This window comes from Pseudogracilibacillus sp. SO30301A, assembly GCF_037072025.1.
Lineage (GTDB): Bacteria > Bacillota > Bacilli > Bacillales > Amphibacillaceae > Pseudogracilibacillus.
In genome coordinates, this window is record NZ_JAXHDD010000057.1 from 1 (window position 1) to 25,622 (window position 25,622).

Here is a 25,622-nt window from a genome sequence, read left to right on the forward strand (position 1 = left end):
AAAAACACTTGACATTTCTTTTCCTAAGCCATATATTATGGATGAGAGACTAAAAGTTGCATGAGGGAAACCTGTATAAGGCTTGGTGAAAAAACTTAAATTACAGCCCTTTTTCTTTTTTAAAAACGGGTGAAATGTTGAGATTTTCTATCCTGGATGTGAGCGGCACCATGAGACGTAAACTGCTTGAAATGCCTAACCTTTTATATGAGTCTATATAATTGCCACGCCCTAAAATGAACTACATAGGTAAGTTCTTTATTTTTTAAGTTAATGTTGCCCTCGACAAACTTTATTTATTTAAGGAAACAATCATTTGTTTAGAATGTGCGTTTAATTGTACTGAAAATTATAGTAATAGGCAGATGATATAAGCTAATAAATGGAAATATATGCTGTGAATATACCACAAAATAAATCGATAAGTGATTTTTCTAAATACCTTGTATTCTTGAGTAAAGATAGACAATATAAAAAAAGATTTTTGCAAGTTGAAGATGCTTGCCGATGTTTCTATGCTGAAATCTTAATTAGGTTTATCATAAGGCAAAAATAAAAAAGTAAAAGAAATACTTTTTATCAAGATCAAAATCTTAAGAATCATAGATATTTTGCTTGGTAACTAATGCAATAAGTCGAACGTTACAAAAGGTTGAAATATAATCAAAAATGATATAATTCGTATTATCCAAATTGAATTTAAAAGCTATGAACTAGATCCTGATGCCTTTCCATATTCAAATGAAGAAAAAACAAAAAAGTATGGTATACCAAATGAAAAAAAACAGGAAATGATCAACCAAATGAGAAGTCATGCGGAAGAAATAGGTTTAACAATTAATTTTGAAAACCTTGAAGAAACAAGTACATTTAATGCCCATCGTCTTGTTAAATATGCTGAAAAACAAGGTAAAGAATCAGATGTAATTGAATCTATTATTTAAACGATATTTTAGAGATGGAGAAAATATTGGGGATAAAAATGTCCTTTTATCGATTGCTGAAGAAGTAGGTTTAGATGATAAAGAGGTCGACTCTCTCTTATGTTTAAATAAATACGGAAGAGCAGTTCAAAACGATGAGTTAATTGCAAAAGAAATAGGAATAGAAGATGTTCCTTTTTTTATTTTCAATGAACAACTTGCAGTATCAGGCGTTCAAACTATTGAAATATTTAAAAACGTACTTGAAGAAACATGGCAAGAGTGTAAAGAACATCTAGATGTAAAAAATCCACTGAACAATGTGGTAAATCTTACTGTGTCTGAAACGATTGTGATCAATTGTAAGATGTGAATAATTAGTTAATGAAACAACTAATAAATGATTAGAAGCGCGTTGGTTGTTTTTTTATTATCTATAAAAATAGATCGAATAGTCCTGTGGTGCTTTCGTGCCTAGTTCTCTTTGTAAAAGAGACTTGTAGCAATTTTAGAACCCTAGTTTTAATCCTTATCTAAAATATGAAAGATAAAAAAGGATAAAAATGTAATATGAAGTAATTCAATTGCGCTTCCTAATTAATTATGATAGACTCAAGTTGGCGTCCTAATTGATAATGAATATCATTATCAATACGTTTTGTGAATAGCCATTTTAAACAGGAGGTAAGTCCTTAATGAGTAATCTCTATAATTTTGAAAATTGCTTTCTGCGTAAGAAAGTAGTAAATCCTTCTGTGGTAGTGTTGTATACACATATTAATTGGTTGCCTAAAGCTTCACTTTTAGAATTAACAAATGACTTTACGAAACATGAAAAAGATAAACTTTATTTGTTTAAAGATCAGTTATTAAGATATGAATATGCTTATTCACATTACTTATTGAGGAAAACATTAATTCAACATTGCGGCATTTCGCACGAAAATTTATACTTTTATTTTTCTGATGAAGAAAAACCGAAAAGTAATAAGGTGAAATTTAATTTGTCACATAGTCATGGTTATATTGCTTTAATTTTTAGTAAGGATGTTGAAGTCGGAATAGATGTACAACAACATCAGCAATTGGATATAAAAGATTTACAAGCAATTACAGATTCTTTGTTTTCTAGACAAGAAATTCAAAGATTGCAAACAGTTTTATATGAGAAGGGGTAGTTCTATCGAATTTGGACACAAAAGGAATCTTATGGAAAAGCAATAGGAAAAGGTTTGTTATACTCTACTCGAAATATATATATAGGTAATAACCGTGTTACGGATGCACTTAATAATCAACCTTTAGCTTGGAAGTGTGAAACAGAACATATTAACGAAGAAGCAACGATTTCATATACATACCAATCATTAGGGAAGGAGGATATGTAATTTATTAATTAAGTTACATAAGACCAATCATGAAAAATAAAAACTTATCTAAATTAATGAAGCTTATGGAGAGATATGTTTATTTATTTTATATCTCGATTGCTATTTCTGTTATTTCGAGTGTTGTTAGTCTGGGAGCCTATTTGAATGTATATTATGTTATTGAAGAATTGTTGACTGCAACAAACGGACTGACAGAGTCAGTTATTGATAATATGAAACAGTATGGCTGGCAAGCAGTATTATATGTTTCGGCAGCTTTTGCTCTGTATGGTCTGTCATTATTGTTATCGCATATTGTTGCTTTTAATACAGTAGCTAAATATAGAATTCAGTTAATTCATCATATGAAAGAATTGCCTTTAGGCTATTTTCAGGGACAACAGACTGGAAAGCTGCGCAAGCTCGTAGAAAAAAACACAGAGGAAGTGGAGCATTATATTGCGCATCAAGTTCCTGATATGGCACAAGCGATGACTACACCAGTTGCTTTTTTAGTACTGATTTTTCTGTTTGATTGGAAGTTATCCTTGATTTGTCTTATCCCCGTCTTTCTCGGGTTCATACTTTTGCATTTTATGATGGGAGGAGAGAGTGAGAAGTTCCTTGAGCAATACCAGGAAGCATCAGCTAATATGGGAAACGATGTAGTCGAATATGTGCGGGGAATATCTGTTGTAAAGGTATTTGGACAAACGGCCTTCTCGTTTAAGGCATTCAATCAAGCTATTGAAAATTATCGGGATTTCACGGTGAAATATGCACTTTCGATGAAGAATGCGATGAGCGGTTATATTGTTTGTGTATATGGAATATTTGCTTTTTTAATTCCGGCTGCAATTATCTTTTTCAATAATACTGCTAATCCAATGGAGATGTTATTAAGTTATGTCTTTTTTGTCATTTTCACTCCTTTGGTTGCGTTTATGCTTATGCGTATTATGGAGAGTTCCTATAAAGCAATGATCATTTTTCATGCAATGGATAACTTAGAAGAGGCCGTTTATAGGGAAAAACCGTTACCAACTACAGACAATCTTAAAAAAACGGAATCTTTTGATATTCAATTTAAGAATGCATCATTTACTTATGAAGGAATGACAAATCAAGCGATTAGTGAATTATCTTTTGAAAGTAATCCGAAAAGTGTTACAGCTATCGTAGGGCCTTCCGGAAGTGGCAAATCAACTGTTTTTAATTTAATTACACGCTTTTATGATCTAGATAAAGGAGAGGTATTAATTGGTGGCGTGGATGTCAGGGAGATGCCGTATGATTATTTAATGTCCCATATCAGTTATGTTTTTCAGGAAACGAAGTTGTTTAAAATGAGTTTGCTTGATAACATACGATTCTATCGCCCGGATGCCAGTATAGAAGAAATAGAGCGAGCGGTCGATCAAGCACAGTGTAGAGAAATTATTGATAAAATGCCCAACGGTTTAGATACCGTATTTGGAGCGAAAGGTGCTTATCTGTCTGGAGGAGAAATACAACGTATTACGATTGCTCGGGCTATTTTAAAGGATGCGCCAATTGTATTGCTGGATGAGGCAACAGCATTCAGTGATGCGGAAAATGAATATAAAATCCAAAAGGCGTTAAATTCTGTCATGCAGGATAAGACAGTACTTATGATTGCCCATCGGTTATCGACGATTACTCATGCAGATCAAATATTAGTAATGGATGAAGGAACTCTTGTTGAAAAAGGGAAGCATGCAGAGTTAATGGCACAGAATGGCATGTATGCACGAATGTATCATAACTATCAGCAAAGTATCAGCTGGAGGATAGGAGGGAAAAGATGAATATACAAAAGTTGTTTTCGTTAACAAAACAGGGAAAAAAAGATTTATATAAAACGACTTTGCTTACTACCTTGCACCAAATTACTGTAGTCCTACCAGTTATCCTTTTTATCATGCTGACAGAAGAGATGATCATCCACATTCAATCTAACAGTTCTTCTTCAGTGACATTGTGGCAGTATCTAACTTTATGTATTTTTCTGCTAGCTGTTATATTTGTTATTTATTTGATTACATACAAACAAATGTACATTAATTCAGGTAGAGAAACTGCAAAAATGCGCGTTCGTTTAGCGGAGAAGTTTAGAAAATTACCGCTTTCTTATTTAGGTGAAAAAGATTTAAGTGATTTTACTAGCACATTGATGGATGATGTTTCTGTTATAGAAAAGCAGCTGACAAGTGATTTTGCAAATTTGGTATCAGGTATTGTATCCAGTGGTTTTATCACGTTTATACTTGCATTCTATAATTGGCAGATGGCACTAGCATTATTCTTATGTATGCCAGTATCATTATTGTTTATTATTGTTTCCAAATTCGTAACAACACCTACAAATCGAAAAAACAGACAATTAAAACTGGATATTTCGGAAGGTTTACAGGAGTTCTTTGAGAATATAAAAGTCATTAAATCTTCCAGCCAAAAGGAACATTATATTCAAAATTTAACTAAAACGATAAAGGCAGTTGTTCCTTGGGCAGTATTATATGAAGTTCTGGTGGGAGTTTTTATTTCTATTTCTTATAACATATTACGGATTGGACTAGGAATTGTGGTGCTGCTTGGCACTTATCTCTTGGTACAGCAGCAATTGACGGCACTCGGATTTATAATATTTATTTACATTGCAGTCCGTATCTATGACCCCTTAACGAATTCTTTATATAAAATTGGGGAATTTATATATGCTCTGGTAAGTGCAAAACGAATTAAAAACATCTTTGAGATTGAAGAACAAACAGGATCATCTGAGGTTGATCTGACACAATTTGATATCGAGTTCAATCAGGTTTCTTTTGGATACAGTGATAAACAGGTCATACACGATGTTTCATTTGCTGCACGTCAAGGTGAAATAACTGCATTGGTTGGACCTTCTGGCTGCGGGAAAAGTACCTTATCAAAATTAGCATGCCGTTTTTGGGATGTTAAAAAAGGAAAAATTGTCATTGATGGACACAATATCAATGAGATACATCCTGAAAAGCTATTATCTTACTACTCTATTGTTTTCCAAGATGTCACTTTATTTAATGATACAGTTTTCAACAATATCAAGGTGGGAAACAGTGAAGCAACAGATGAAGAGATTTTCCAAGCAGCCACAATGGCAAGATGTGATGATTTTATCGCTCGTCTTCCAGATAGTTTTGATACGGTTATAGGAGAAAATGGACAGACATTATCTGGCGGCGAGCGTCAACGGATATCCATTGCAAGGGCATTTTTAAAAAAGGCTCCAATTGTTTTACTGGATGAAGCAACTGCTTCCTTGGATCCTGAAAATGAAACCTTGATCCAAGAGGCGATCAGCGAACTAATCAAAGATAAGACAGTTATTGTTATAGCTCATCGGTTAAAGACGATTGAACATTGTGATCAAATTATTGTCTTAAAAGAAGGGAAAGTAATTGAGCGCGGTCAACATGAACAATTAATGGCTAATGACCATTTATACAGTTATCTTGTAGCACTGCAACGAAAAAGCGGGGATTGGCAGGTCAATGAAGTATAAACTTTGAATAAAGCTGGGTGGAAACATGTATGGATAAAAAAACAATTGGTATATTAGGGAGTTATGGTGCTGTCGGTCAACTATTAACCGATTTTTTAAAAGATAATTATCATATTATAACGACTTATTATTCAAGCAAACGTAACGAGACTGATATTTATATTAATATTTATCAGCCAAGTACAATGCGCTCATTTATAAAACAATGTGATGTTGTGGTGAATTGTGCAGGCCCCTCCTATCTGGTTAGTGCCCAAATAAGTGAATTCCCCTTAACAGATATGCAAAAGCATACGCTGTCGGCAGACAATCTGAACACATGAATTAGGAGGAGTTGGTTGTAAAAGTTATGTAGAAATTAAATTATCACATCTATCGCCCCAAAAATTTGAAGAGAGCTGGCACAAATTGATACAACATCATGATATTTTACGAACTATTGTGACAGATGATTATGTCCATAATTATATAGATGTAAGCCAATTCCCTTCTCTTGTAGTAAACGATTTTAGAAAAGAGGAAAAAAAGAACAAAGACGAATGTTCCTAAAAAAACGTCGTGAACTACAAACGATGCAATTCACTTTGGATCAGTGGCCGCTGCATCATTTATTTTAAAATCCACCTGCTTTAGCAGGTGGTCGTTTAATCAAAATATACAAGAGAGAAGGAAAAGAAATGAAGAAAAAAATGAACACAAAAGATTATATTTTTGCCGGAGCATTTGCGGCATTGTATATCGTCATTTTACTTGCAGCTGTGATGTTATTCGGCTTTAATCCAATTATTTATTTAATGACACCATTAATCGCTGGAATTATTTTAGGACCAGTCTTTATCTTATATATTTCTAAAGTGCCAAAAAAAGGAGCCATCTTAATCCTGGCAATTTTAACTGGTTTAGTTATGTCATCATACTCTATTATTCCTTTAGTTATAGCCATTGCTGTCGGTATACTAGCGGAGCTGGTTTTAACCAATAGAAAAGGAAATATCAAAGTCAAAAATGTAATAGCGTATAGTATTTTTAATATCTGTCTGGTAGGACCTTTTACAATGTTGCTTTTTGCAAGAGATCAGTTTATGCAAACATCGGCAGACTACTACGGTCAGGATTATGTCGATCGGATTTCCGCACTAACTCCGGACTGGATTCTGTTGGTTTTAGTAGGTTTAGCTATCATTGGTGGATTAATCGGGGCAACACTGGGAAATAAGCTAAATAAAAAACATTTTGAACAGGCTGGGATTGTCTAAAGATGATCAGAGAGAGGAAGCCAGTTCTGTATTTTAAAAAAGATTCTTTCATAGATATTTCGCCCATTACCAAAATTATTATTTTTATCCTATCCTCGATTATTATGATACGAAGTGGTTCACTGCTTGGTGAATGGATTGTAGGTAGCATTGCAGCTTTGTTTTTACTGAACGCAAAGGCATGGGGATGGTCTTATAAATTTGCATTGTTGTTTTTTGGTACACTGCTGCTGGAGGAAATAGCTAAGCTGACAGGGACGGAACAAACCTTTTCATTATTTTTTGTTGTATGTAATGTAGTCAGGATATTCCTGCCAACGATTGCGATGTATTATATTTTGGCAGAAAAAACGACAGCGAGCGAATATCTTGCTGTGTTTAAAAAACTGCATATTCCTGATGCTTTTGCGGTTTCCTTTGTCGTGATGCTGCGATTTATTCCAACGTTAAGAGAACACCTGCAAAATATCCGCAAAGCATTGGTGTTCCGGAATATTCGAATCGGTCCGATGTATTTTATGAAGCACCCTATAATTTCTATCGAACGATTGATTGTACCAATGCTAATTTCATCTGGAAAAGTGATGGAAGAATTGTCTGCTGCTGCGATGACGCGTGGCTTGGATGTAGGAAGAAAGCGAACTACGATTGTCAAGTTTCAGCTTCATCCGGCAGATTTTCTGCTTATAATAGTTGGAATATTGACGATGGTATATTTGGAAGGAGGATTTTAGAATGCACGCATTGGAACTGCAAGATATTACTGTTTCGTCGGCAGCAAGTTCCACACCGATTATAGATAATTTTTCATTGCAGGTCGAAGCGGGGGAATGTGTTGTTTTATGTGGAGAAAGCGGTTGTGGAAAAACAACGATTACGCGTGTAATTAACGGACTGGTTCCAGAGTTTTACGATACGTTAGCTTTATCTGGCGATGTGAAGCATTTTGGAAATTCCATTAAAGAACAAACGATTAGTGACGTGGCAAAAAATGTAGGTTCTGTTTTCCAAAACCCTAAGTCTCAATTTTTTAATCTGGACACGTCCAATGAGCTGATATTCGGCTGTGAAAACTTAAATTTAGATCGAGAGGAAATTTTAAAAAGAGCGGAACAAACGATAGCGGGCTTAAATCTGAAAAATTTAGTGAATCGAAATATTTTTGAGTTATCCGGTGGCGAGAAACAACGCATTGCCTGCGGATCAATTATTTCCATGCGACCTAAAATCCTTCTGCTGGATGAACCAACAGCTAATCTTGATTATGAGTCGATTGAAATATTAAAAGAAATGCTGTTAAATCTGAAATCACTCGGTTATACCATTGTTTTATCAGAACATCGTCTGTATTGGCTGGAAGATTTAGCGGATCGATTTATCTATTTGCAATCTGGCAAACAGCTAGGTACGTATACTTTTAACGAACTTTATCATAAAAGCGAACAGGAACTATCTGAAATGGGTTTGCGGAGTATGAATGTCGCTGCTTTGTTTGAAAACTTAAATTGGATAACAGAAAGAAAACGTTGGGAATTATGCAAACTGAATGATAAAAAGAATACACAAAAATCATTGGAGATAACACTAGAGGATGTATCGGTTGCTTATCAAAATACACCAGTTTTTCAGCTTCCAAAACTCAGCTTTTCTGGTGGCAGTATCATCGGTATCGTCGGTGAAAATGGGGCTGGAAAAACAACGTTTATCAATACACTATTAGGCTTTATGAAACATCAGGGAACGATTCGAGAAAATCAAACAGTTTTAAAGAAAAAAGCGTTAAACAAAGGTGGCTTTATGGTAATGCAAGATGTTAATCAACAACTATTCTCCAATACTTTGATGAATGAGGTTTTATTAGGGACGGATGCTTCTAAAGAGCAAGCACAAGAGTTGTTAGAAAAATTAGGACTTGCATCTCTTGAGGAGCGTCACCCTGCTTCGCTATCGGGAGGAGAGAAACAACGGGTTGCAGTAGCTTCAGCTCTTTTGTCTAATAAACGAATGATTGTTTTTGATGAGCCAACCTCTGGATTAGATAGAAAATCATTAGAACAATTTTGTGCAGAAATAAAGGAGCTATCCTCTCCTGACAATCTTATTTTTATTGTGACTCATGATATAGAAGTAATTTTTCAATTGGTTGATTTTATCTTACCTTGTTCAAAATATAAAGAATAAATTCTCAAAAAATGAACTATTGATGAAAATGAAACGAAAGAACAGTGGATGATTTTGTGTAGTCGCTGTTCTTTTTGTTTATCTCCTTTTTGTCAAATACGCTTCCCCATCGTGTTACTTATGTAAAAACTTAAGAAATCTTGTCATACAGAATGGTAACAAACAAATCTGTACAACATAGTGGAGTCTGATGTCAATTTGATTTATTTTATATTTATAAAACAGTTTTAAGAAATGCTGCAAAAGATAATTATCATGAAATAAACAGGTAGAATAAAACCCAGATTATAGGAACTCGTGAGACTAAGTTTTGGGTAAGCAATGGTTTTACGAGTAGACACAATATTTTTATTTTCATTGATTTAGAGTTTTACGTCACACCTTATTTAATAAAGTATTAATTTTATTAAATTCAACTGCTTTTCAGTTGGGTTTATTTTTTTTCTGAAAAAATTATTCAAATCTTTGCCAATTTTAAATCCCATATTCCGGGCCTATTTGAAAGCTTAAAATCTTTTTTTGCAGGAATTGACCCCGGATGAAGAAGGACATAGGTTAGCTCCATCTCTGCCATCTTTTTGACCCGCTTCGGACAAGATATTGATCCACCTGTGACAGAACTGATCCACTACATTTTAGATATGGATCCAAAAATATTATTGTTTATTATTGATACTTGAATACTGCCATTAGAGTTTACCACCCTTGCCATGTTATTTACCACCAAGTTCCACGGAATTTACCACCGATTGCCAATGCATTTACCAAGTTGGAATATGTAGAAGAAGCCCTACAGAGGTATTAATGAGCTGTAGGATTTTTTTGCAATTGTGAGTATTGCGGACGGATTGAGCCAGCTGTGTGTAGTTTTGAGCCACTGTTTGTTTGCGAGTGATAGAGCCAGTGGTTAGTAAAACATAAAATAAACAGCCCTTGGAGTGTTACTGTTCCAACGGCTGTTTATTCTTATTTAAAACTTTTATTTTATCTTCTAATTGCTTATTTATTAATAGAAATACAAAAAAATACTTTTTATGAAACGACTTATTAGAGGGCTCATTGAAAAAATTAGTACATAGTGTTTATCTATAAATTCTAATTCTGGGATTGTGAATAAAGAAATACTCGTTCCCAAAAAGAAATTGGCTGCATTGACTTAAATTGATTCAAAATCATTGTACAATGTTGGTAAAGGAGTGGTTTCAATTGACCGATGTGATAAAAGCAAAGAGAGCAGGAATCAGTTGAACAAGAATTTCTAGGATTTTAGAAATTTCAAAGTTAGTTTTTATGGATGGTCTGATTTGCACGATATGCCATTCAAATATTAAACGGTATTTTTTCAAATATGAATGTCAGGAGGTCTGTTTAGAATGTTTTTAATTGATAGGGAGAAAAATGAGGCTAGGTCAATATGTAAAAAAACTTTTCAAGAATTAAAATTTAAAGAAAGGCAACACCTTCAAGAATGGATATGTAAAAATACTGATATATTAGGTAAAAGAAAGACTTTTAATCATCCAGAAGGAATTTAGTAGATTTGATGATACAAGAGAAAGATTAGATTTATTAGCTATCGATGAAGATGGAAATCTAGTAATCATAGAAAATAAATTAGATGATAGTGGCAAAGATGTAGTTTGGCAGTCATTAAAATATTTATCATACTGTTCGGGATTAACTAAAAATGATATTAGAACAATATACCAAGAATACCTTGATCAACAAAGCGATGGAGGATTGGCAGAGAATATTCTATGTGAATTTTTACAGGTGGAAGATTTTAGTGAAGCGGAGTTGAATTATGATGACCAAAGAATTATTATGATTGCTGCAAACTTCAGAAAAGAAGTTACATCTACTGCATTATAGCTTTTAGAACATAATGTGAAAATAAAATGTATCAAAGTAACACCTTATGAATTAGAAGGGAAAATATTATTGGATACGGAACAAATTATTCCCATTACGGACGCGGAAGAGTATTTAATAAAAGTTGCGAACAAGAAACAAGAAGAAGTCAAAACTAAAGAGCAAAATCAAACAAGATATAATATTAGAGTAGATTTCTGGACGAGTCTTTTACAAGAAATGAACCGAAGCTCTACGATGTTCCAAAATGTTAGTCCATCTAAGGATAACTGGTTAGGGACAGGAAGTGGCTATAGTGGGATTGCCTATACGTTCACTATTACAGGAAGTTATGCTAGAGTTGAATTATGGATTAATCGTGGATCTCAAGATGAAAATAAAACTATTTTTGATAAATTGTTTGCAAGTAAGGAAAAGATAGAAGGGAAATTTAATGCAGAACTTGATTGGCAAAGATTAGACGATGGTAAAGGAAGCCGAATTGCATACTCATTAACAAACGTAAGTGTTTTTAATGAAGATAATTGGACTGAAATGATTAATTTTTTAACTGCTCATATGATTAAATTAGAAAATTCTATAAAGGATGCGTTGGAATATGTCATGAAGGGATAAATCATATTGACATGTTCCCGAATACGTACAAAACAGTCGATATGTTTCCACGAACGAAAGGTTCACTAAAAATCGCAAAAACATCAATTCTATCAACTCGTCCCATGTGGAGTGTGTGGCGTTGATGTCAAGGGTAGAGAAATAGCTCTACTAAAAATACTGATAAATAAAGGATTCCCAAGGTTGGAGGGTTTTCTGTCCCGTAATCATTCCCTTACGATCAGTATCAGCTTGGGTATCATTAACTGGTGTTACTAATCCTGCTGCGGCAAGTCTCCCTTTAATCCAACGACCAAGAATAAGTTCGTCCCCAACAGCACTGAATTGCTTGTTGCCATCACTGGTAGTGTGAGCCTTAAACCAATATGGTAACAACAAAAAAAGGCTTATTTTTTTTCATCGTAATCTTCAGAGCGAGCTATCTCTTTGAAGGTACAAATAAATCTATCCAATTCACGGAAGATGATATTGATGAGTACTTACTGAAATTAAAATACGGTGCAAGAGAAACACTGTCAACTTTTATGCTGTTGTATCCTTCATTGGATTTCAGTAAAAAATTCTATGAAGATCATATGTATACAAAGAGCAAATTCAAGAAACCATACCTTCGTAAAATGGGTGTGCCGGAAGGAAAAATGGTTGAGTATATAAATTCAGTAAATGACATTAGTAATTTGCAACTTTTGGCAGCACAGCTGAATGAGGAAAAACAAAATACAGATTTTTGCAAATGGTTTACTGAGTAATATAAGACTGACAGTGACAAAATTCAGTATAGAACAATAAACTATCTTCCAGAGACGGAATATAGTTATGCTAATTTTCTTATCTTTATAGATGCACGTAAAACACTTTTAGAGGCAGAACTTATGAAGATATTATTGTAAATGATGATTTCGCAAAATTTACGAGTGGAGGTGTACCACAGTGGCTGATATGGGACAAATTCATGATTTCGCTGAAAAATGGTGCGAAAAATTCAGAGACCAGAACATCAATTACTTGGAACTGGTTGACCACTATATGGCCGATGATTGTGCTGCACTCGGCTTTGAAATGGACTGCGGTAATGCCTTTGAGCATGTTTACGGCGGTGCTGTACACAATTGTGATGAATTGGATAAGGTAATAGATAATGTTACAGATATACAGTTGCTCGGTTCCGCTATTTATTCGAGGTGGAGATATTTTAACCATTGGGCATATGACGGAGCAGAAATTTTAGAACCTAAAAACCGTGCATGGTTCATATTGGCACTTAGCCGATTGGCTTTGCTTTCAGTAGATAATCCATTCATATTTCAAGGTACGCTGAAAAAGATGCGTATTGTATCAAACAACATCTGCTACGGTCCGATGCCGGAGCCGGATGAAGAGGTGGAACAGCACATTACCATCAACGATGAAGGCCGTGTGTGGTTTTCGGGATACAACTACGGACGCACAGGCGAAAAGTATAAAAAAGCAAGGAGCAAGTACTTCAAAATCGAAAAGGCATCTGCTGAAAAGCTATTGAGTACAATTGCCGAGTATTTCAGCAATGAATATATTGAGACTTTTGCCACAGATATCGGTGATTGGACAATGGAACTAACCAATACAGACGGTGTGACCTATAGATTCAGAGGTTCATTATGTGCTGATTTCGATGTTACCGGTACAGATTTATCCGACCTTGTCCGTGATATAGTAGGTATGGACGACCTGTATGTTTTTGACGGAAACTGCAAGCCAGATATAATAAATAAAATTACATTAGACTATCACAGGGTTACAAAAATCAAGCCGAAGGAAGTACCGGAGGATTCCACTTGGGAGTTTGTTACATGGGATTATACCGAGCGTTTGATTATTGATAGAGATACAGAAACACTGGAGCATATCCAGAATATCGGAACGGGATGTAAAGTTTCCCGCAAATATGAGGTTGAAGGAGGTATCGAAAGTCTGCTTGAAAACTTTGATGCAGAAGATTTGTTTTCACATAGTGAGGGCAATCCCGATGATGTGATAGAAACACCAAATGAAACGAAGGACTATACAATTACCATTGACTATAAGAAGAATCCGCAACGTATCATCACGGGTAGCTATGATAAAAATGGACTGCCGGAAGATTTTGCTGACTTTGCGGAAACGGTATTTGATTTCATTCGTTTCTATGGAATGGGAGAAATTCTTGATCCATCAGTTTATGGCAAAGCAAAACGCCGTAAATCAGAATACATCTTTTGCAGCGTTAGCTTTGATGAGGGATGCAAGAGTTATTATTATCTCACCGAGGATGACAGCATTGAAATCGGCGATTTTGTGCTTGTGCCTGCAGGCAAGGATAATCACGAGGTAGTAGTTGAGGTAGTGAATATCGAATACTTCAGTGAGGAGAATGCCCCATTGCCAATAGAAAAGACCAAACGAATCATTCGTAAATGCACAGATGAGGATTTTGATTTGCCGGATGAATAGGGAGAGATAAATTTTTATTTGAGTTTATAAAACAGTCTCATTGCCTAGCTTTACTTATAGATTATGATTGGGGCTAGGAGAGAAGGTGTTGCATTATGGCAAATGAAGATAAAAAAGATTTTAATGCTATGTTTAGGGATAGCAAGGATATGCCAAAATATCAGACGATTACTGATGAAAAGAGCATTGAAAAGTATGGTGGAGGATAAAATGTATTTTGCTCCCATATTGATTATGATAAGGTAATGCGACTTGTACCTTATGGAAAATTGCTTACGGTAGGTACAGTATTTTGCTAAACAAAGTGGTGCTGATTTACCGAGCCAATTACGGCTGGAATATTTGTCTTTATAGTTGCGTGGGCAAGTTTTCAAAGAACAGAAGATAAGACACCTTATTGGAGAACCTTAAAAGCAAATGGAGAATTAAATCCTAAGTATCCGGGTGGAGTTGAAGCCCAAAAAGAGATGCTTGAAAAAGAAGGCCATACCATAATACAAAAAGGCAGAACCAATATAAGAAATTATGTTAAAGATTACGAACAAGCATTATTCACATTATAATACAAGTAAAGGGAAAATTTCAGTTTATAGGTGGTATGTTCCCACGAACGAGAGGTGCGATTTGTACTGGACAGACGAACTTCCTATTCTCTCGATCCACGTGTAGTGTGTGGCGTTGATAGAGTTAAAATCACTTGGCAACAATGGTTTTTGAAGATTTTGATTAAATATGAATTGTGTTTTATGTTCCCTCGGACTAATGGTTCGGGGGATTTTTTGACCCCCCGGGGTCTTACTTTTGATCAATGATACTAAAATTTCGTGAAGTATAGCTGTATTCAAGTCAAGGGAAGCTCCACCTAAATCTTCGATTTAGGTGGAGAGGTTCACCTTTTGTGAGCTATTTTATATTATTATCAAAAAAGTCGATATAATCTGCGATTGCCTTTTCAAAATAATCACCTAAATATATATCGAAATGTCCACAGTTATATTCTTTAATCGTTGCTTTCTTGGAACGCTTCCCACACTTTACCGTCGCCTTGGCGGGCGCTAATGTGTCTTTCAGACAAACCGCATAGTAGATTGGCGATTCAATATCCTTAGTGTATCTGCTAGGTGAATATTTGACAAATTCTAAAAGCGTTCTTGCGGGTGCCTTGTTTACGAAACTTGAATTTTCAGGAATTAGTTCTAAACATCCCTTGTAGTCAGGAACGGGAACTGCCATGATAGCTGCTTTTCCGCGCACAGCCAGCAATTTAAGCATTACCGGATGATATCCTGATAGACAGGATAAAAGGTCGGCAATGACTAAGGGGAATGCTTTTAAGGAAGATACCGGTGAGAGGGTTCCCATGGAAGCCAAGGCGTTTGTATATGGACACTGGGATATTGCCGCAAGAATATCCTTGCGTTTTGATGACAATGTTATAACGTGTCCGCCGCTGAAAGAGCTTCCGAACAGCAGTATTTTACTGCCGTCGACCCTGTCGTCATTTTTGATGAATTCGATGGCGCAGTTCCAATCCGCAAGCTGTTGTTTTACATTGATCCACTGCCTTTTATTTCCATCGCTTGCGCCGAAGTTACGATAATCAAATAAAAAGCAAGCATACCCGGCAGCGGCAAACCGTTCCGCATATGCGTCCAGCCGCATTTCACGCACTCCACCCAAGCCGTGAGCCATGACGATGACCGGGCATTTTTTATCCCCATCGGGCAAATAGAGCCACGCACTGCACCTAGTTCCGCTTGAGTAAAAGTCAACATCCTCACGTCTAAATTGATTGTTCATTTTTATTTTCCTCCTTGAATTTCATTAATTATTTCGAGAATATCGCCACCGAAAATGGAGTAAACGGCAGCCACTGTTTTTCCGTATAATATCTTGTTAAAATGTTCTCTAACAAGATGTTCCCTAACAAAATGATTCATAGCATTTCCTTTCGAATGGATGAAAGCAGAAGTTTGAAACTATGCTGCATAAATTCCGATTTATTTTTGCCCATTCGTTTTGCGATATATTTCTTCTTTTTGTATGCAATTTTCAAAGAGACCCATAGAGTGTACATCGTGGGTAAAATAGATTCAGTTGGATTCAAATAGTTCCCTTGCGATCCTTTTTCATCAAGTAGAAGAGACTGTCATTGATACTTTCGAGTACATCATAGATTTGCTTAAGAACTTCATTTTCTGACAGTTCATTTTCATCGAAGCTATCATTCCCTCCAAAAATAAGGGATAGCGTTCATATGCTGCTATAACTGTGAAGCAAATATTAAAGTAGCAATGCTCAAAATCGGTGTATTCGTTGATACAATCTTCTATCATTTTGTGCAAATTTTACGGTGGCTCAATCTGTCCAATACTCACTATCAAAAGAAAAATATATGAAAGCTTACGAGACTGCATAGAAGACGAAAGAAGAAACATTGTCACCTTGAACGATAAACAGTGGAAATATGAGTTTACACCTTTATCGATAATGGTAAACAATTCACCGTCACGGATCACCTTTATTGTAATCTTTTTGGATGGACAGAAGCGAATCAAACGTATGGAGCCTATTAATTACATTACTTGTTATCGGACTTATTATACTGTTGGTGATCTTCTTTATTAATATGTATTTTGCAAATAGTGCAGTGCAACCTATTGCTAAAGTGTGGGAAAATCAAAAACAGTTTGTCGGAGATGCATTAGAGAAAGAAAAAAAGGAGATTATTTTTCGAATTCGAAATACTAATAAAGGGATAGCTAAGGAATTGATCCGGATAAATTAAAGGGATTGTTGGATAGGCGAAGTGGAATGTCCATTGGGAAAAATGGGAGTATTTATGTGTAAGTACATTAAGTTTTTCAAAAGAATGTTTGCAGAATCTATTCTTCAAAGCTGTACATATTAATTAAGGCGCTTTCAATATATTAAAAACGTGTTATAATGAAAATAATGAATGATCATTCATTATTTTAGGAGGGGGATGGAATCATTGTGGAGAAAGTAATATTAACGAGTGAAAATGGTATTTCTACAATTACATTAAATCGACCTGAAAGCTATAATGCTTTAGATGTTGAAATATTAGAAAAATTATTATTATTCATTAAAAAAGTTGAACATAATGATGATCGAATTTTAATGTTAACAGGAGCTGGAAAAGCATTTTGTTCGGGTGGTGATATTAGTTTAATGCCCCAAGTTACAAGTACTGACCAGTTGGAAAATTTAATGGATACCATTTCAGAGATTGCAACGAAACTATATATGTTACCAAAAATTGTTGTTACAGCTGTTAATGGTTCTGCGGTAGGGTTAGGTCTAAGCTTCGCAATGGCATCAGATTATATCGTCGCAAATGAAAAAGCAAAGTTTGGAATGCTTTTTGCAGGAATCGGACTTATTCCTGATGGTGGGGGGCATTTCTTTTTAAAAGAGCGACTAGGTGTTCATCAAGCAAAGCAATTTATTTGGAATTTAGAACAAATCAAAGCAAAACAAGCACAAAAAATCGGTTTAGTTGATCTAGTTACAGAAAGTAAGGCAGAAGAAGCTGCACAAGCACTTGCTCAAAAAATATTAATGTCACCATTTAGAGCAATCATTCGCTCGAAATTAATTTTACATGAGTCAAAACAAGCGGAACTAGCGGCTTATTTAAAAGCTGAAAAGATGGGACAAGCCGAAGTGTCAAAAACGAAAGATCATAAAGAAGGAATTGCGGCCTTCTTGGAAAAAAGACGTCCATTGTTTAAAGGCGAATAAGAAAGCATAAAATTATAAAGATTCAATGTTAAACAATAAGAAAGACAGGGAGTTTCATCCAATTGTGGACAACCTGTCTTCTTTATCAAATTGTTATTTATAGTGTGTCTTCAAAACTCCTATGTCTTTACAGACACCACAATGTATGAAAATGGGGGCATAAAGTTTAATTTTGAGCTACTCTGTTAATCATGATATTACAGGGACTGTGATCATACAGGTTTTTAAAGATCACTCTATTGCGAAGTACGGTTACATACAACCTCTCCACGTTTTAGGAGGATGCATGGCGAGCACCTTAGTGAAAACAGGTATGATATGTTAATTTTACTTACGATAGACACAAGTAGTCTCGAGGACGGCAACAAGCCCTAACAAATGCGAAAGGGACAGTAAACAAGCATTGATTTAACAAGAATATTTTCCAATAAAAGTAAATTATTCTTCAGGAGGGCTACTTTTTTGCGCCAAAATTAGAGCAGATGTCCATTTTCGTATAAAAAGGAGGATGGAAAGGATCGAGTAATTCAAGGCGGCGTAGCTCCCGGCAGCGGAACGTATGCAGTTTAATACGTGAGCAAAGATCTGGCACGCTGGAAAAGTGATCTTCTTTTCCAAGGAAACGCTTCTAGCACGTAGAAAAAGTGCTTTCCTTTTTCAAGGAGCGGAGAAACAAGCATTCGTGCGAAATTCGTAGTGTCATTTTTACCGGATTTTTTGAACATCTTCTTATAGGAATTTCTGGTGTTTAAGTCAATAGTTTTGAACAATAAATGAAGGTGCAGTCCCCTTCAAATTGCAACTGTAATTAGTGGTGGTTAACCTTCACGGTCTTGATTTTTGATGTATTCCTTAGTTACGGATATAGGTGCCTCCCCGGAAGTTAAAATTAAATAACTCCTACTCCAAAAATAAGGTTTCCAATAATAAGTCTGAAGGAATTTTTCGAACTCCTTTCGAATGTATCTAGAGGTTACAGTTTTAAAACTATTAACTGTATTAGCTAGATTAATTTGTGGTGGTGCATCAAATAATAGAGATGATCCTCCTCTGATCGTTTCCCCTTTTACTACGAACAGTTTGCGTGGCTGTATCTAGACAACTAAGAATCTTCGTGTTATTTCCCAGGCTATAGTAGTGCATTTTCTAAATCGGATGCCTTAATTTTATTTATACGCCATTTTTCTCATTAATTGCAAAAAAATTACAGATAGTCACTCTAAATGACCCTCAAAAATACTTCCTTTTTTGTCTAATTTAAATCTACTTGTTCGTGTTCAAATCCATCTATATTAAGAAGTAATAACAACTTCTTTCCCACCAATTTCTATCTTACTATCTTGAAAACTTACATCCATATTGTTAAAAATATTTGTCAAACTATTCCCATTCTCCTGTTGAATAATTAATGCTTTATAATTTGAACACTACTGATTTTAAAGAAGGAATGGAGAATGATTTTTCCACCGGTTTAAGTTGTGATAATGTCATTTTTTATAATTCTATATTTTTCTTAACACTTTCTTTATTGCGGTTTAGCTGCTCCTAAGAAGTTTACTAAACTAAGCTTATCTGTATTCCTTTTTACATATCGGTATCTAGATTATTTTTTTGAATAGATTTTCAGTTTGGATTTAATAATTTTTTATGGAATATATCCCACTTTATGGAATAATAAAAACAAATAGTACGTTATTAAGAAATCATCTATAATATAAACAATTAGTATCTTTAAAACAGTTATACGATAAAAGGGATGAATGACATGCTAACAATCGAAAATCTAAGCAAATCATATGGTGAGAAGGTTTTATTTGAGGATATCAACACGACAATAACTAGTAGTGATCGTATCGGGCTAATCGGTGTGAATGGAACAGGAAAATCAACGTTTTTAAAAATCATAGCCGGTATTGAAACAGCAGATAAAGGAAATATTCAACATTCTAAAGACTACATGATCGAGTATTTAGCACAAAATCCAGAATTTATTGAAGATGTATCCGTACTGGAATATATTTTTGCTGGAGAAGCAAAAATTATGCAAGTTTTACGAGAGTATGAACGGTCATTATTGCAATTGGAACAGAATCCGAATGATGAGACAACACAAAGCCATTTATTATATATGCAGCAACAAATGGATAAATATGATGCGTGGGAAGCAAGTACCGTTGCAAAAACAGTTTTAACAAAAATGGGGATTACCCAATTTGATGAGAAAGTAACTATGCTTTCTGGTGGTCAAAAAAAGCGGGTAGCCATTGCAAAAGCATTAATACAGCCGGCAGATTTGCTTATACTAGATGAACCAACAAACCATTTGGATAATGAAACCATTGTTTGGTTGGAGAAATACTTTGAAGGTTATAAAGGTGCTTTATTGCTTGTTACACACGACCGCTATTTTCTTAATCAAGTAACGAATCAAATTTATGAACTCGAACACGGCAAAATGTATATATACGAAGGAAGTTATGAATTATTTTTAGAAAAGAAGCTTGAACGTAAGGAACTAGAACAAAATTTGCAACAAAAACATCAAAATACACTGAAAAAGGAAATTGCATGGTTAAAACGGGGAGCAAGGGCGAGATCTACGAAGCAAAAAGCACGTATTGATCGGATCGATACATTAAAAAAACAAAAATTTAATACGAACGAGGAGAACATAGAAATTCAAGTTGGTTCCACACGCCTTGGGAAACAAGTGATTGAACTGAAGTCAATCAGTAAAGTGTTTGGTGAAAAAACACTATGGAAAAATTTTAGTATTTTAATAACTCCTGGTGATCGAATCGGTATTATTGGTCCTAATGGAGCGGGGAAATCTACTTTGCTTAACATTATTGCGGGACGTTATCAGCCGGATGAAGGGGAAGTGAAAATAGGTGAAACTGTAAAAATAGGTTATTACACACAAGGTGAAGAAGAATTAAATGAAAGTCTGCGTGTCATTGAATATATTAAAGAAATAGCTGAAGTAATTTACACGAAAGAGGGGAAATTGATTACAGCAGAGCAAATGCTGGAACGATTTTTATTTTCCCGTCCTAAACAATGGACATATATAGGTAGTTTATCAGGTGGAGAGAAAAGGCGATTATATTTATTAAAAGTTCTCATGCAAGAACCAAACGTAATTATACTTGATGAACCTACAAATGACTTGGATATTAAAACGTTAGGTATTTTAGAAGAATATTTAGAACATTTTCCAGGTGTAGTCTTAACCGTTTCCCATGATCGTTATTTTTTAGATAATGTAGTAGATGAATTAATAGTATTTGATGGAAATGGCGGATTACGCCATTATTATGGAAATTATAGTGAATATGCTTCTGAAATGCATTCTGATACTCAAAAGGAAGGTGATAAAAAGCTTGGAAAGCTTATGGTAAGGGAAAAAAAGGTGAATAAGAAATTATCCTATAACGAACAAAAAGAATGGGATGTTATTGAAGATGAGATTACTCAGTTGGAGGAAAGAATTTTTCAACTGCAATCCGATATTGCTGCTAGTGGAAGTGATTTTGCACAAGTTCAGGAGCTTTATCAAGAACAGCAAACATTGGAAGCTGAATTAGAAACAAAAATGGACAGATGGGAAGAACTTTCATTGTTAATAGAAAGTTTTAAAAAATGATTGTTTGGTATCTATTTAGACGAATTTATGATAATGATAAGGGGTGCTATTTCAATGTTTGAGAGGATTGACACGATATGTTTAACAGTTAGTGACGTCGAACGATCAAGCTCTTGGTACCAAGAAGTATTAGGACTGAAAGAAGTGTTTAAAGGTGAAAAATACCGGATTCTAAAAGTCGGAAATAGCGAGATTCCTTTAACAATAGAAGAAGGAAGTGCCTCTTCTAATGAAAATAATGCGTATCCGATATTTTTCACTAAAGATATTGAGACAACACATCAGAAACTCAAAGAACTAGGTGTCGATGTATCGGAATTAAAAAATGATGGTGAGAATAATTATTTTAATTTTTTTGATTTAGATAATAATAAATTGCAAGTATGTTATTGGCATTAAAATAAAAGATGGGATTTAATTTGTTTAGTACGTTCAAGACTAAATTAATTCCCATCGAAATAGTTAAAAATTTATTTTTTCCAGATTTACATACTATTGAATTAAAATTTAACTCTGTCTTTCCAATAGTTATTTGCTGCAGCTACCGTTTGGAAATTAATTGCAATAACTTGTGAAGCGAAGGCTAAACTGTCCGGGTCTCTTGAATATTTTGGACGCAATTTTTTTCTTATTTGTTCATTAGGTTGAGTGTATTCTACACCCTTTTGTGCAAGTATAATTGCTAATTCAAATCCTTCTTGAGGGGTTTTTGTTTTTAAACTGGGTAGCCATTTATTCATCAGATTCAACTCCTTTTTGGCATTGATATTGATAATATATGCCTAGTAAACTAAGAAGTTCTTTATCCAAGTGCGAGGAAATTATTATTATTAGGTGAACGAAAATATATTTTTTAGTAATATTCTGTCCAGCAAATTAAGATAGTTTTTATGTTATAAAAATGGTATCAGCAGGTTAAGGAATAACTTTTGAACAATAAGTGAAGGTGCAGTCCCCTTCAAATTGCAACTGCAATTAGTGGGTTAACCTTCATGGTCTTGATTACGGATATAGGTGCCCCACCGGATGTTGAAATTAATTAACTCCTATTCCAAAAAAAGGTTTCCAATAATAAGCCTTAAGGAATTTTTGGAACTCCTTTCGAATGTATCTAGAGGTAACAGTTTTAAACTAAACCTATTAATTGTATTAGGTAGATTAATTTGTGGTGGTGCTCAAATAATATTATGGTGATGATCCTCCTCACTGTTAATTTCTAAAATCTCACATTTCCATTTTCCAAACAAATCATAAGCGATTTCTTCGAGTCGCTTTTTAATTTAGTTATTGATAACAGGATGACGATATTTTGTTACAACAACTAAATTATGAATTAGTTATAATCAGGGTATCTATTCCTATTATATTGCATTTAACCCATCCATATTGGCTGTTTCAACTAATTTAACTCCATATAAAAGTAAATATCGCAGTAGAGATTATAAAATTTGCAGAAGAATACAACGCGGACATCATTGTATTCGAATACCTTGGAAAAAACTTCCGAAGGGAGTTTATGGTGCAAAAAAGCTTCATCACAAACTACACCACTGGTGTCAATTAGGCATTCAATCCAAGGTAGAAGAAATGGCCCATTTCCGCGGTATACGCATCAGAAAAATAAATCCTAAAAACACTTCTGCTCTAGCTTTCGATGGGTCCGGTGAAGGGCAGCGGAATAACAGTAGAGATCTCGCCACTTTCCAAAGCGGTAAGATCTATCATGCAAACTTAAATGCGTCCTATAATATCGGTGCAAGGTACTTTATTAGAGAAATCCTTAAATCCTTTTCTGAAAAGAAAAGGTTAGCAGTTCAGGCAAAAGTTCCTGAGCTCCAAGCCAGAACACAGCAGACCTTGGCTTCATTAATTAACTTACATCAGGCGCTTCGTATCAATGATACTAAAATTGCGTGACGTATAGCTGTATTTAAGTCAAGGAAAGCTCCACCAAAATCTTCGATTTAGGTGGAGAGGTTCGAGAGGTTCACTATTTAAAGATAAGATGAATGTTTCGGATGAATTTTTGTGATAAAATAAACAAATAACAAACTTAATTGTTAGGAAACAAAAGAAAGGCTGATGCTGATGGGAAGGTAAAGCAATTTTTCGATTTACATGAATTGGACTTTATAATTAAACCTATGAGCAGTCATAAACAAGTATATTTTGAAAACGAATACGAAAAGAATTGATCCGAAACCAGGAGGTGAATTCCTTGTATCTGACAGATGCAAGGAAACTATTTGGAAATAGTTAATTTACTTTTGGTTGCTATATTGATATTAATGACAGCCTTCTTTGTAGCAACTGAGTTTGCGATTGTTAAAATACGAGCAACACGAATCGATTATTTAGTCGAAACTGGTAATAAAAAGGCTATACACGTAAAGAAGATAATTAATAATCTGGACGGGTATTTATCTGCATGTCAATTAGGAATTACTGTTACCGCATTAGGTTTAGGTTGGTTAGGTGAACCAACAATAATGCGTTTACTTACGCCATTATTTAACGAACTTGCTTTAAATGAAACAATTGCTTCGGTGTTGTCTTTTGCGATAGCTTTTTTTACCATTACCTTTTTGCATGTTGTGATTGGGGAATTAGCACCAAAAACAATTGCAATTCAAAAAGCCGAAGAAATAATTTTTTTATTAGCAAAACCATTAATTTGGTTTTATAAACTTATGTATCCGTTTATTTGGTTACTAAATGGATCTGCACGACAGTTTATTCGTTTATTTGGATTTAAACCAATGGCTGAACACGAAGTTGCTCACTCTGAAGAAGAGTTACGATTAATAGTTTCAGAAAGTTACAAAAGCGGTGAAATTAACCAGTCTGAAATGACTTATGTTAATAATATCTTTGAATTCGATGAACGATTAGCAAAGGAAATTATGGTACCACGTACAGAAATGATCTGCTTCTATAAAGAGGACAGTTTTGAAAAAAATATTGAAGTTGTATATGAAGGTCAGTTTACACGATATCCTGTTGCTGATGGGGACAAGGATAATATTGTTGGGTTAATAAACATAAAGGAACTGTTTACAGAACGTTTCGATAGAGAAAAACCACTATCGATCGAAAAGTATATCCGGCCAATTATTCACGTTTCCGAAGCAACTCCGATTAAGCAGCTATTACTTAAAATGCAAAAAGAAAGAATTCATATGGCTATTGTAAATGATGAATATGGTGGGACTGCAGGTCTAGTAACAGTTGAGGATGTTATTGAAGAAATTGTAGGGGATATACGAGATGAATTTGATGTAAATGAAAGTCCATTAATTGAGAAAAAAGACAATAACACAGTAGTAGTATCAGGTAAACTTCAACTCGAAGAAGTTAATGAATTATTAGGGACAGATTTAAATGATGAGGATATCGATACAATAGGTGGATGGATTTTTGCAAAAAAGCTAGACGCCACCGTAGGAACTGTCGTTGAATATAAAGATTTTCAATTTGTTGTTGAAGAAATCGAAGGGTATCAAATAAAGAAAATCATGATTACAAAACAATAAAAATAGTTCTAGTTTAAGTCGCTATTATAAAATAGTGGCTTTTTTAACTTTTGGATGTTCATGTGCATTCGTTTACACATTGAACTATTTATGTATGACGTATTCAGTAGATTGCTAAAGCTTTTTCTAGCAATAAGTTATGAATGTGGTATGTAGTTCACACCATAACTATTGTCAAATTGGGAAAGGGAAAACTCAAAAGAGGTAACAATATTAGGTTTTTTATGGTAAGATTGGAGTAATAAGAAAATTAAATTGAGATAGGGGAAGTAATGAATACAATAAACTACTCAAAAATTGCTAATAAATACGATAAGAATCCATATAGAAGGGAAGAAATAAGATATGAGGCTGTTCTAAAAGAGTATATTGATAACTCAACTTTCGCAGCACAAATTAGGCAGGTAATCCTTGATGTATT

27 protein-coding genes are annotated in these 25,622 nt (G+C 34.6%); 21 read left to right on the top strand and 6 right to left on the bottom strand.

The genetic code is table 11. From position 1 onward, the window contains the following. The first annotated feature begins 692 nt into the window (after positions 1-692). The 13 genes from SPD89_RS18675 to SPD89_RS18730 all read left to right on the top strand — a co-directional run bounded on the left by SPD89_RS18675 (position 693) and on the right by SPD89_RS18730 (position 11,785). On the top strand, positions 693-944 hold the full coding sequence (locus SPD89_RS18675) for a DsbA family protein (protein ID WP_336263482.1): 252 nt from the start codon (positions 693-695) through the stop codon (positions 942-944). Continuing rightward, entirely contained in the window at positions 928-1,296 is a 369-nt protein-coding gene (locus SPD89_RS18680) for a DsbA family oxidoreductase (RefSeq protein WP_336263459.1), read from the top strand. Before SPD89_RS18675 ends, SPD89_RS18680 begins: the two co-directional genes overlap by 17 nt. Before the next feature lie 322 nt (positions 1,297-1,618). After that, entirely contained in the window at positions 1,619-2,101 is a 483-nt protein-coding gene (locus tag SPD89_RS18685) for a 4'-phosphopantetheinyl transferase family protein (RefSeq protein WP_336263460.1), read from the top strand. A 9-nt stretch (positions 2,102-2,110) separates the two neighbouring features. Then, on the top strand, positions 2,111-2,311 hold the full coding sequence (locus tag SPD89_RS23230) for a hypothetical protein (protein ID WP_442961202.1): 201 nt from the start codon (positions 2,111-2,113) through the stop codon (positions 2,309-2,311). A gap of 29 nt (positions 2,312-2,340) precedes the next feature. Further along, complete coding sequence (locus tag SPD89_RS18690) at positions 2,341-4,122, top strand: ABC transporter ATP-binding protein (RefSeq protein ID WP_336263461.1); 1,782 nt, start codon at positions 2,341-2,343, stop codon at positions 4,120-4,122. Beyond that, positions 4,119-5,861 carry an ABC transporter ATP-binding protein gene (locus SPD89_RS18695; protein WP_336263462.1) on the top strand — a complete coding sequence of 581 codons (1,743 nt, stop codon included), beginning with the start codon at positions 4,119-4,121 and terminating at the stop codon, positions 5,859-5,861. Before SPD89_RS18690 ends, SPD89_RS18695 begins: the two co-directional genes overlap by 4 nt. A gap of 29 nt (positions 5,862-5,890) precedes the next feature. Further along, positions 5,891-6,184, top strand: coding sequence for an NAD-dependent epimerase/dehydratase family protein (locus tag SPD89_RS18700; protein ID WP_336263463.1), 294 nt, complete (start codon positions 5,891-5,893; stop codon positions 6,182-6,184). Between the two features lie 354 nt (positions 6,185-6,538). Next, on the top strand, positions 6,539-7,117 hold the full coding sequence (locus SPD89_RS18705; protein ID WP_336263464.1) for an MptD family putative ECF transporter S component: 579 nt from the start codon (positions 6,539-6,541) through the stop codon (positions 7,115-7,117). A 2-nt stretch (positions 7,118-7,119) separates the two neighbouring features. Then, a complete protein-coding gene (locus SPD89_RS18710; protein ID WP_336263465.1) occupies positions 7,120-7,851 on the top strand; it encodes an energy-coupling factor transporter transmembrane component T in 732 nt (243 codons plus the stop codon). Between the two features lies 1 nt (position 7,852). Next, positions 7,853-9,298, top strand: a complete 1,446-nt coding sequence (locus SPD89_RS18715; RefSeq protein ID WP_336263466.1) for an ABC transporter ATP-binding protein — start codon at positions 7,853-7,855, stop codon at positions 9,296-9,298. Positions 9,299-10,671: 1,373 nt separating this feature from the next. Continuing rightward, positions 10,672-10,833 carry a hypothetical protein gene (locus SPD89_RS18720; RefSeq protein WP_336263467.1) on the top strand — a complete coding sequence of 54 codons (162 nt, stop codon included), beginning with the start codon at positions 10,672-10,674 and terminating at the stop codon, positions 10,831-10,833. 205 nt (positions 10,834-11,038) lie between these two features. Continuing rightward, the gene (locus tag SPD89_RS18725) at positions 11,039-11,170 is read left to right on the top strand and encodes a hypothetical protein (RefSeq protein ID WP_336263468.1); all 132 of its coding nucleotides are present in this window, start codon (positions 11,039-11,041) and stop codon (positions 11,168-11,170) included. Between the two features lie 69 nt (positions 11,171-11,239). Next, positions 11,240-11,785 carry a DUF4268 domain-containing protein gene (locus SPD89_RS18730; protein ID WP_336263469.1) on the top strand — a complete coding sequence of 182 codons (546 nt, stop codon included), beginning with the start codon at positions 11,240-11,242 and terminating at the stop codon, positions 11,783-11,785. A gap of 150 nt (positions 11,786-11,935) precedes the next feature. Here SPD89_RS18730 and SPD89_RS18735 read toward each other — a convergent pair whose 3' ends face one another. Beyond that, the gene (locus tag SPD89_RS18735) at positions 11,936-12,163 is read right to left on the bottom strand and encodes a hypothetical protein (RefSeq protein WP_336263470.1); all 228 of its coding nucleotides are present in this window, start codon (positions 12,161-12,163) and stop codon (positions 11,936-11,938) included. On the opposite strand from SPD89_RS18735, the gene SPD89_RS18740 reads away from it, so the two are divergent. Further along, positions 12,151-12,534, top strand: a complete 384-nt coding sequence (locus SPD89_RS18740; RefSeq protein ID WP_336263471.1) for a hypothetical protein — start codon at positions 12,151-12,153, stop codon at positions 12,532-12,534. The genes SPD89_RS18735 and SPD89_RS18740 overlap by 13 nt on opposite strands. 181 nt (positions 12,535-12,715) lie before the next feature. Then, positions 12,716-14,254: a hypothetical protein gene (locus SPD89_RS18745; protein ID WP_336263472.1), complete on the top strand. Its 1,539-nt coding sequence runs from the start codon at positions 12,716-12,718 to the stop codon at positions 14,252-14,254. 903 nt (positions 14,255-15,157) lie between these two features. Here the strand turns inward: SPD89_RS18745 and SPD89_RS18750 are convergent. Then, the gene (locus SPD89_RS18750; RefSeq protein WP_336263473.1) at positions 15,158-16,054 is read right to left on the bottom strand and encodes an alpha/beta hydrolase; all 897 of its coding nucleotides are present in this window, start codon (positions 16,052-16,054) and stop codon (positions 15,158-15,160) included. A 2-nt stretch (positions 16,055-16,056) separates the two neighbouring features. Beyond that, a complete protein-coding gene (locus tag SPD89_RS18755; RefSeq protein WP_336263474.1) occupies positions 16,057-16,194 on the bottom strand; it encodes a hypothetical protein in 138 nt (45 codons plus the stop codon). Positions 16,195-16,793: 599 nt separating this feature from the next. On the opposite strand from SPD89_RS18755, the gene SPD89_RS18760 reads away from it, so the two are divergent. Both SPD89_RS18760 and SPD89_RS18765 read left to right on the top strand, forming a co-directional pair. Next, a complete protein-coding gene (locus tag SPD89_RS18760) occupies positions 16,794-17,042 on the top strand; it encodes a hypothetical protein (protein ID WP_336263475.1) in 249 nt (82 codons plus the stop codon). Positions 17,043-17,251: 209 nt separating this feature from the next. Further along, positions 17,252-18,022 (top strand): enoyl-CoA hydratase-related protein, encoded by a 771-nt coding sequence (locus SPD89_RS18765; RefSeq protein WP_336263476.1) that lies wholly within the window; start codon positions 17,252-17,254, stop codon positions 18,020-18,022. An 818-nt stretch (positions 18,023-18,840) separates the two neighbouring features. Here SPD89_RS18765 and tnpA read toward each other — a convergent pair. Then, positions 18,841-19,116: an IS200/IS605 family transposase gene (tnpA, locus tag SPD89_RS18770; protein WP_336263483.1), complete on the bottom strand. Its 276-nt coding sequence runs from the start codon at positions 19,114-19,116 to the stop codon at positions 18,841-18,843. Positions 19,117-19,787: 671 nt separating this feature from the next. On the opposite strand from tnpA, the gene SPD89_RS18775 reads away from it, so the two are divergent. After that, entirely contained in the window at positions 19,788-21,668 is a 1,881-nt protein-coding gene (locus SPD89_RS18775; protein WP_336263477.1) for an ABC-F family ATP-binding cassette domain-containing protein, read from the top strand. Between the two features lie 54 nt (positions 21,669-21,722). Further along, a complete protein-coding gene (locus SPD89_RS18780) occupies positions 21,723-22,067 on the top strand; it encodes a VOC family protein (protein ID WP_336263478.1) in 345 nt (114 codons plus the stop codon). A gap of 101 nt (positions 22,068-22,168) precedes the next feature. Here the strand turns inward: SPD89_RS18780 and SPD89_RS18785 are convergent, their stop codons facing one another. Both SPD89_RS18785 and SPD89_RS18790 read right to left on the bottom strand, forming a co-directional pair. Then, positions 22,169-22,408 (bottom strand): hexameric tyrosine-coordinated heme protein, encoded by a 240-nt coding sequence (locus SPD89_RS18785; RefSeq protein ID WP_336263479.1) that lies wholly within the window; start codon positions 22,406-22,408, stop codon positions 22,169-22,171. Positions 22,409-22,843: 435 nt separating this feature from the next. After that, positions 22,844-22,915, bottom strand: coding sequence for a hypothetical protein (locus SPD89_RS18790; protein WP_336263484.1), 72 nt, complete (start codon positions 22,913-22,915; stop codon positions 22,844-22,846). Positions 22,916-23,054: 139 nt separating this feature from the next. Here SPD89_RS18790 and SPD89_RS18795 point away from each other — a divergent pair, with 139 nt between their 5' ends. Further along, the gene (locus SPD89_RS18795; protein WP_336263480.1) at positions 23,055-23,585 is read left to right on the top strand and encodes a hypothetical protein; all 531 of its coding nucleotides are present in this window, start codon (positions 23,055-23,057) and stop codon (positions 23,583-23,585) included. Between the two features lie 329 nt (positions 23,586-23,914). After that, on the top strand, positions 23,915-25,201 hold the full coding sequence (locus SPD89_RS18800; RefSeq protein ID WP_336263481.1) for a hemolysin family protein: 1,287 nt from the start codon (positions 23,915-23,917) through the stop codon (positions 25,199-25,201). Positions 25,202-25,622 lie beyond the last annotated feature (421 nt).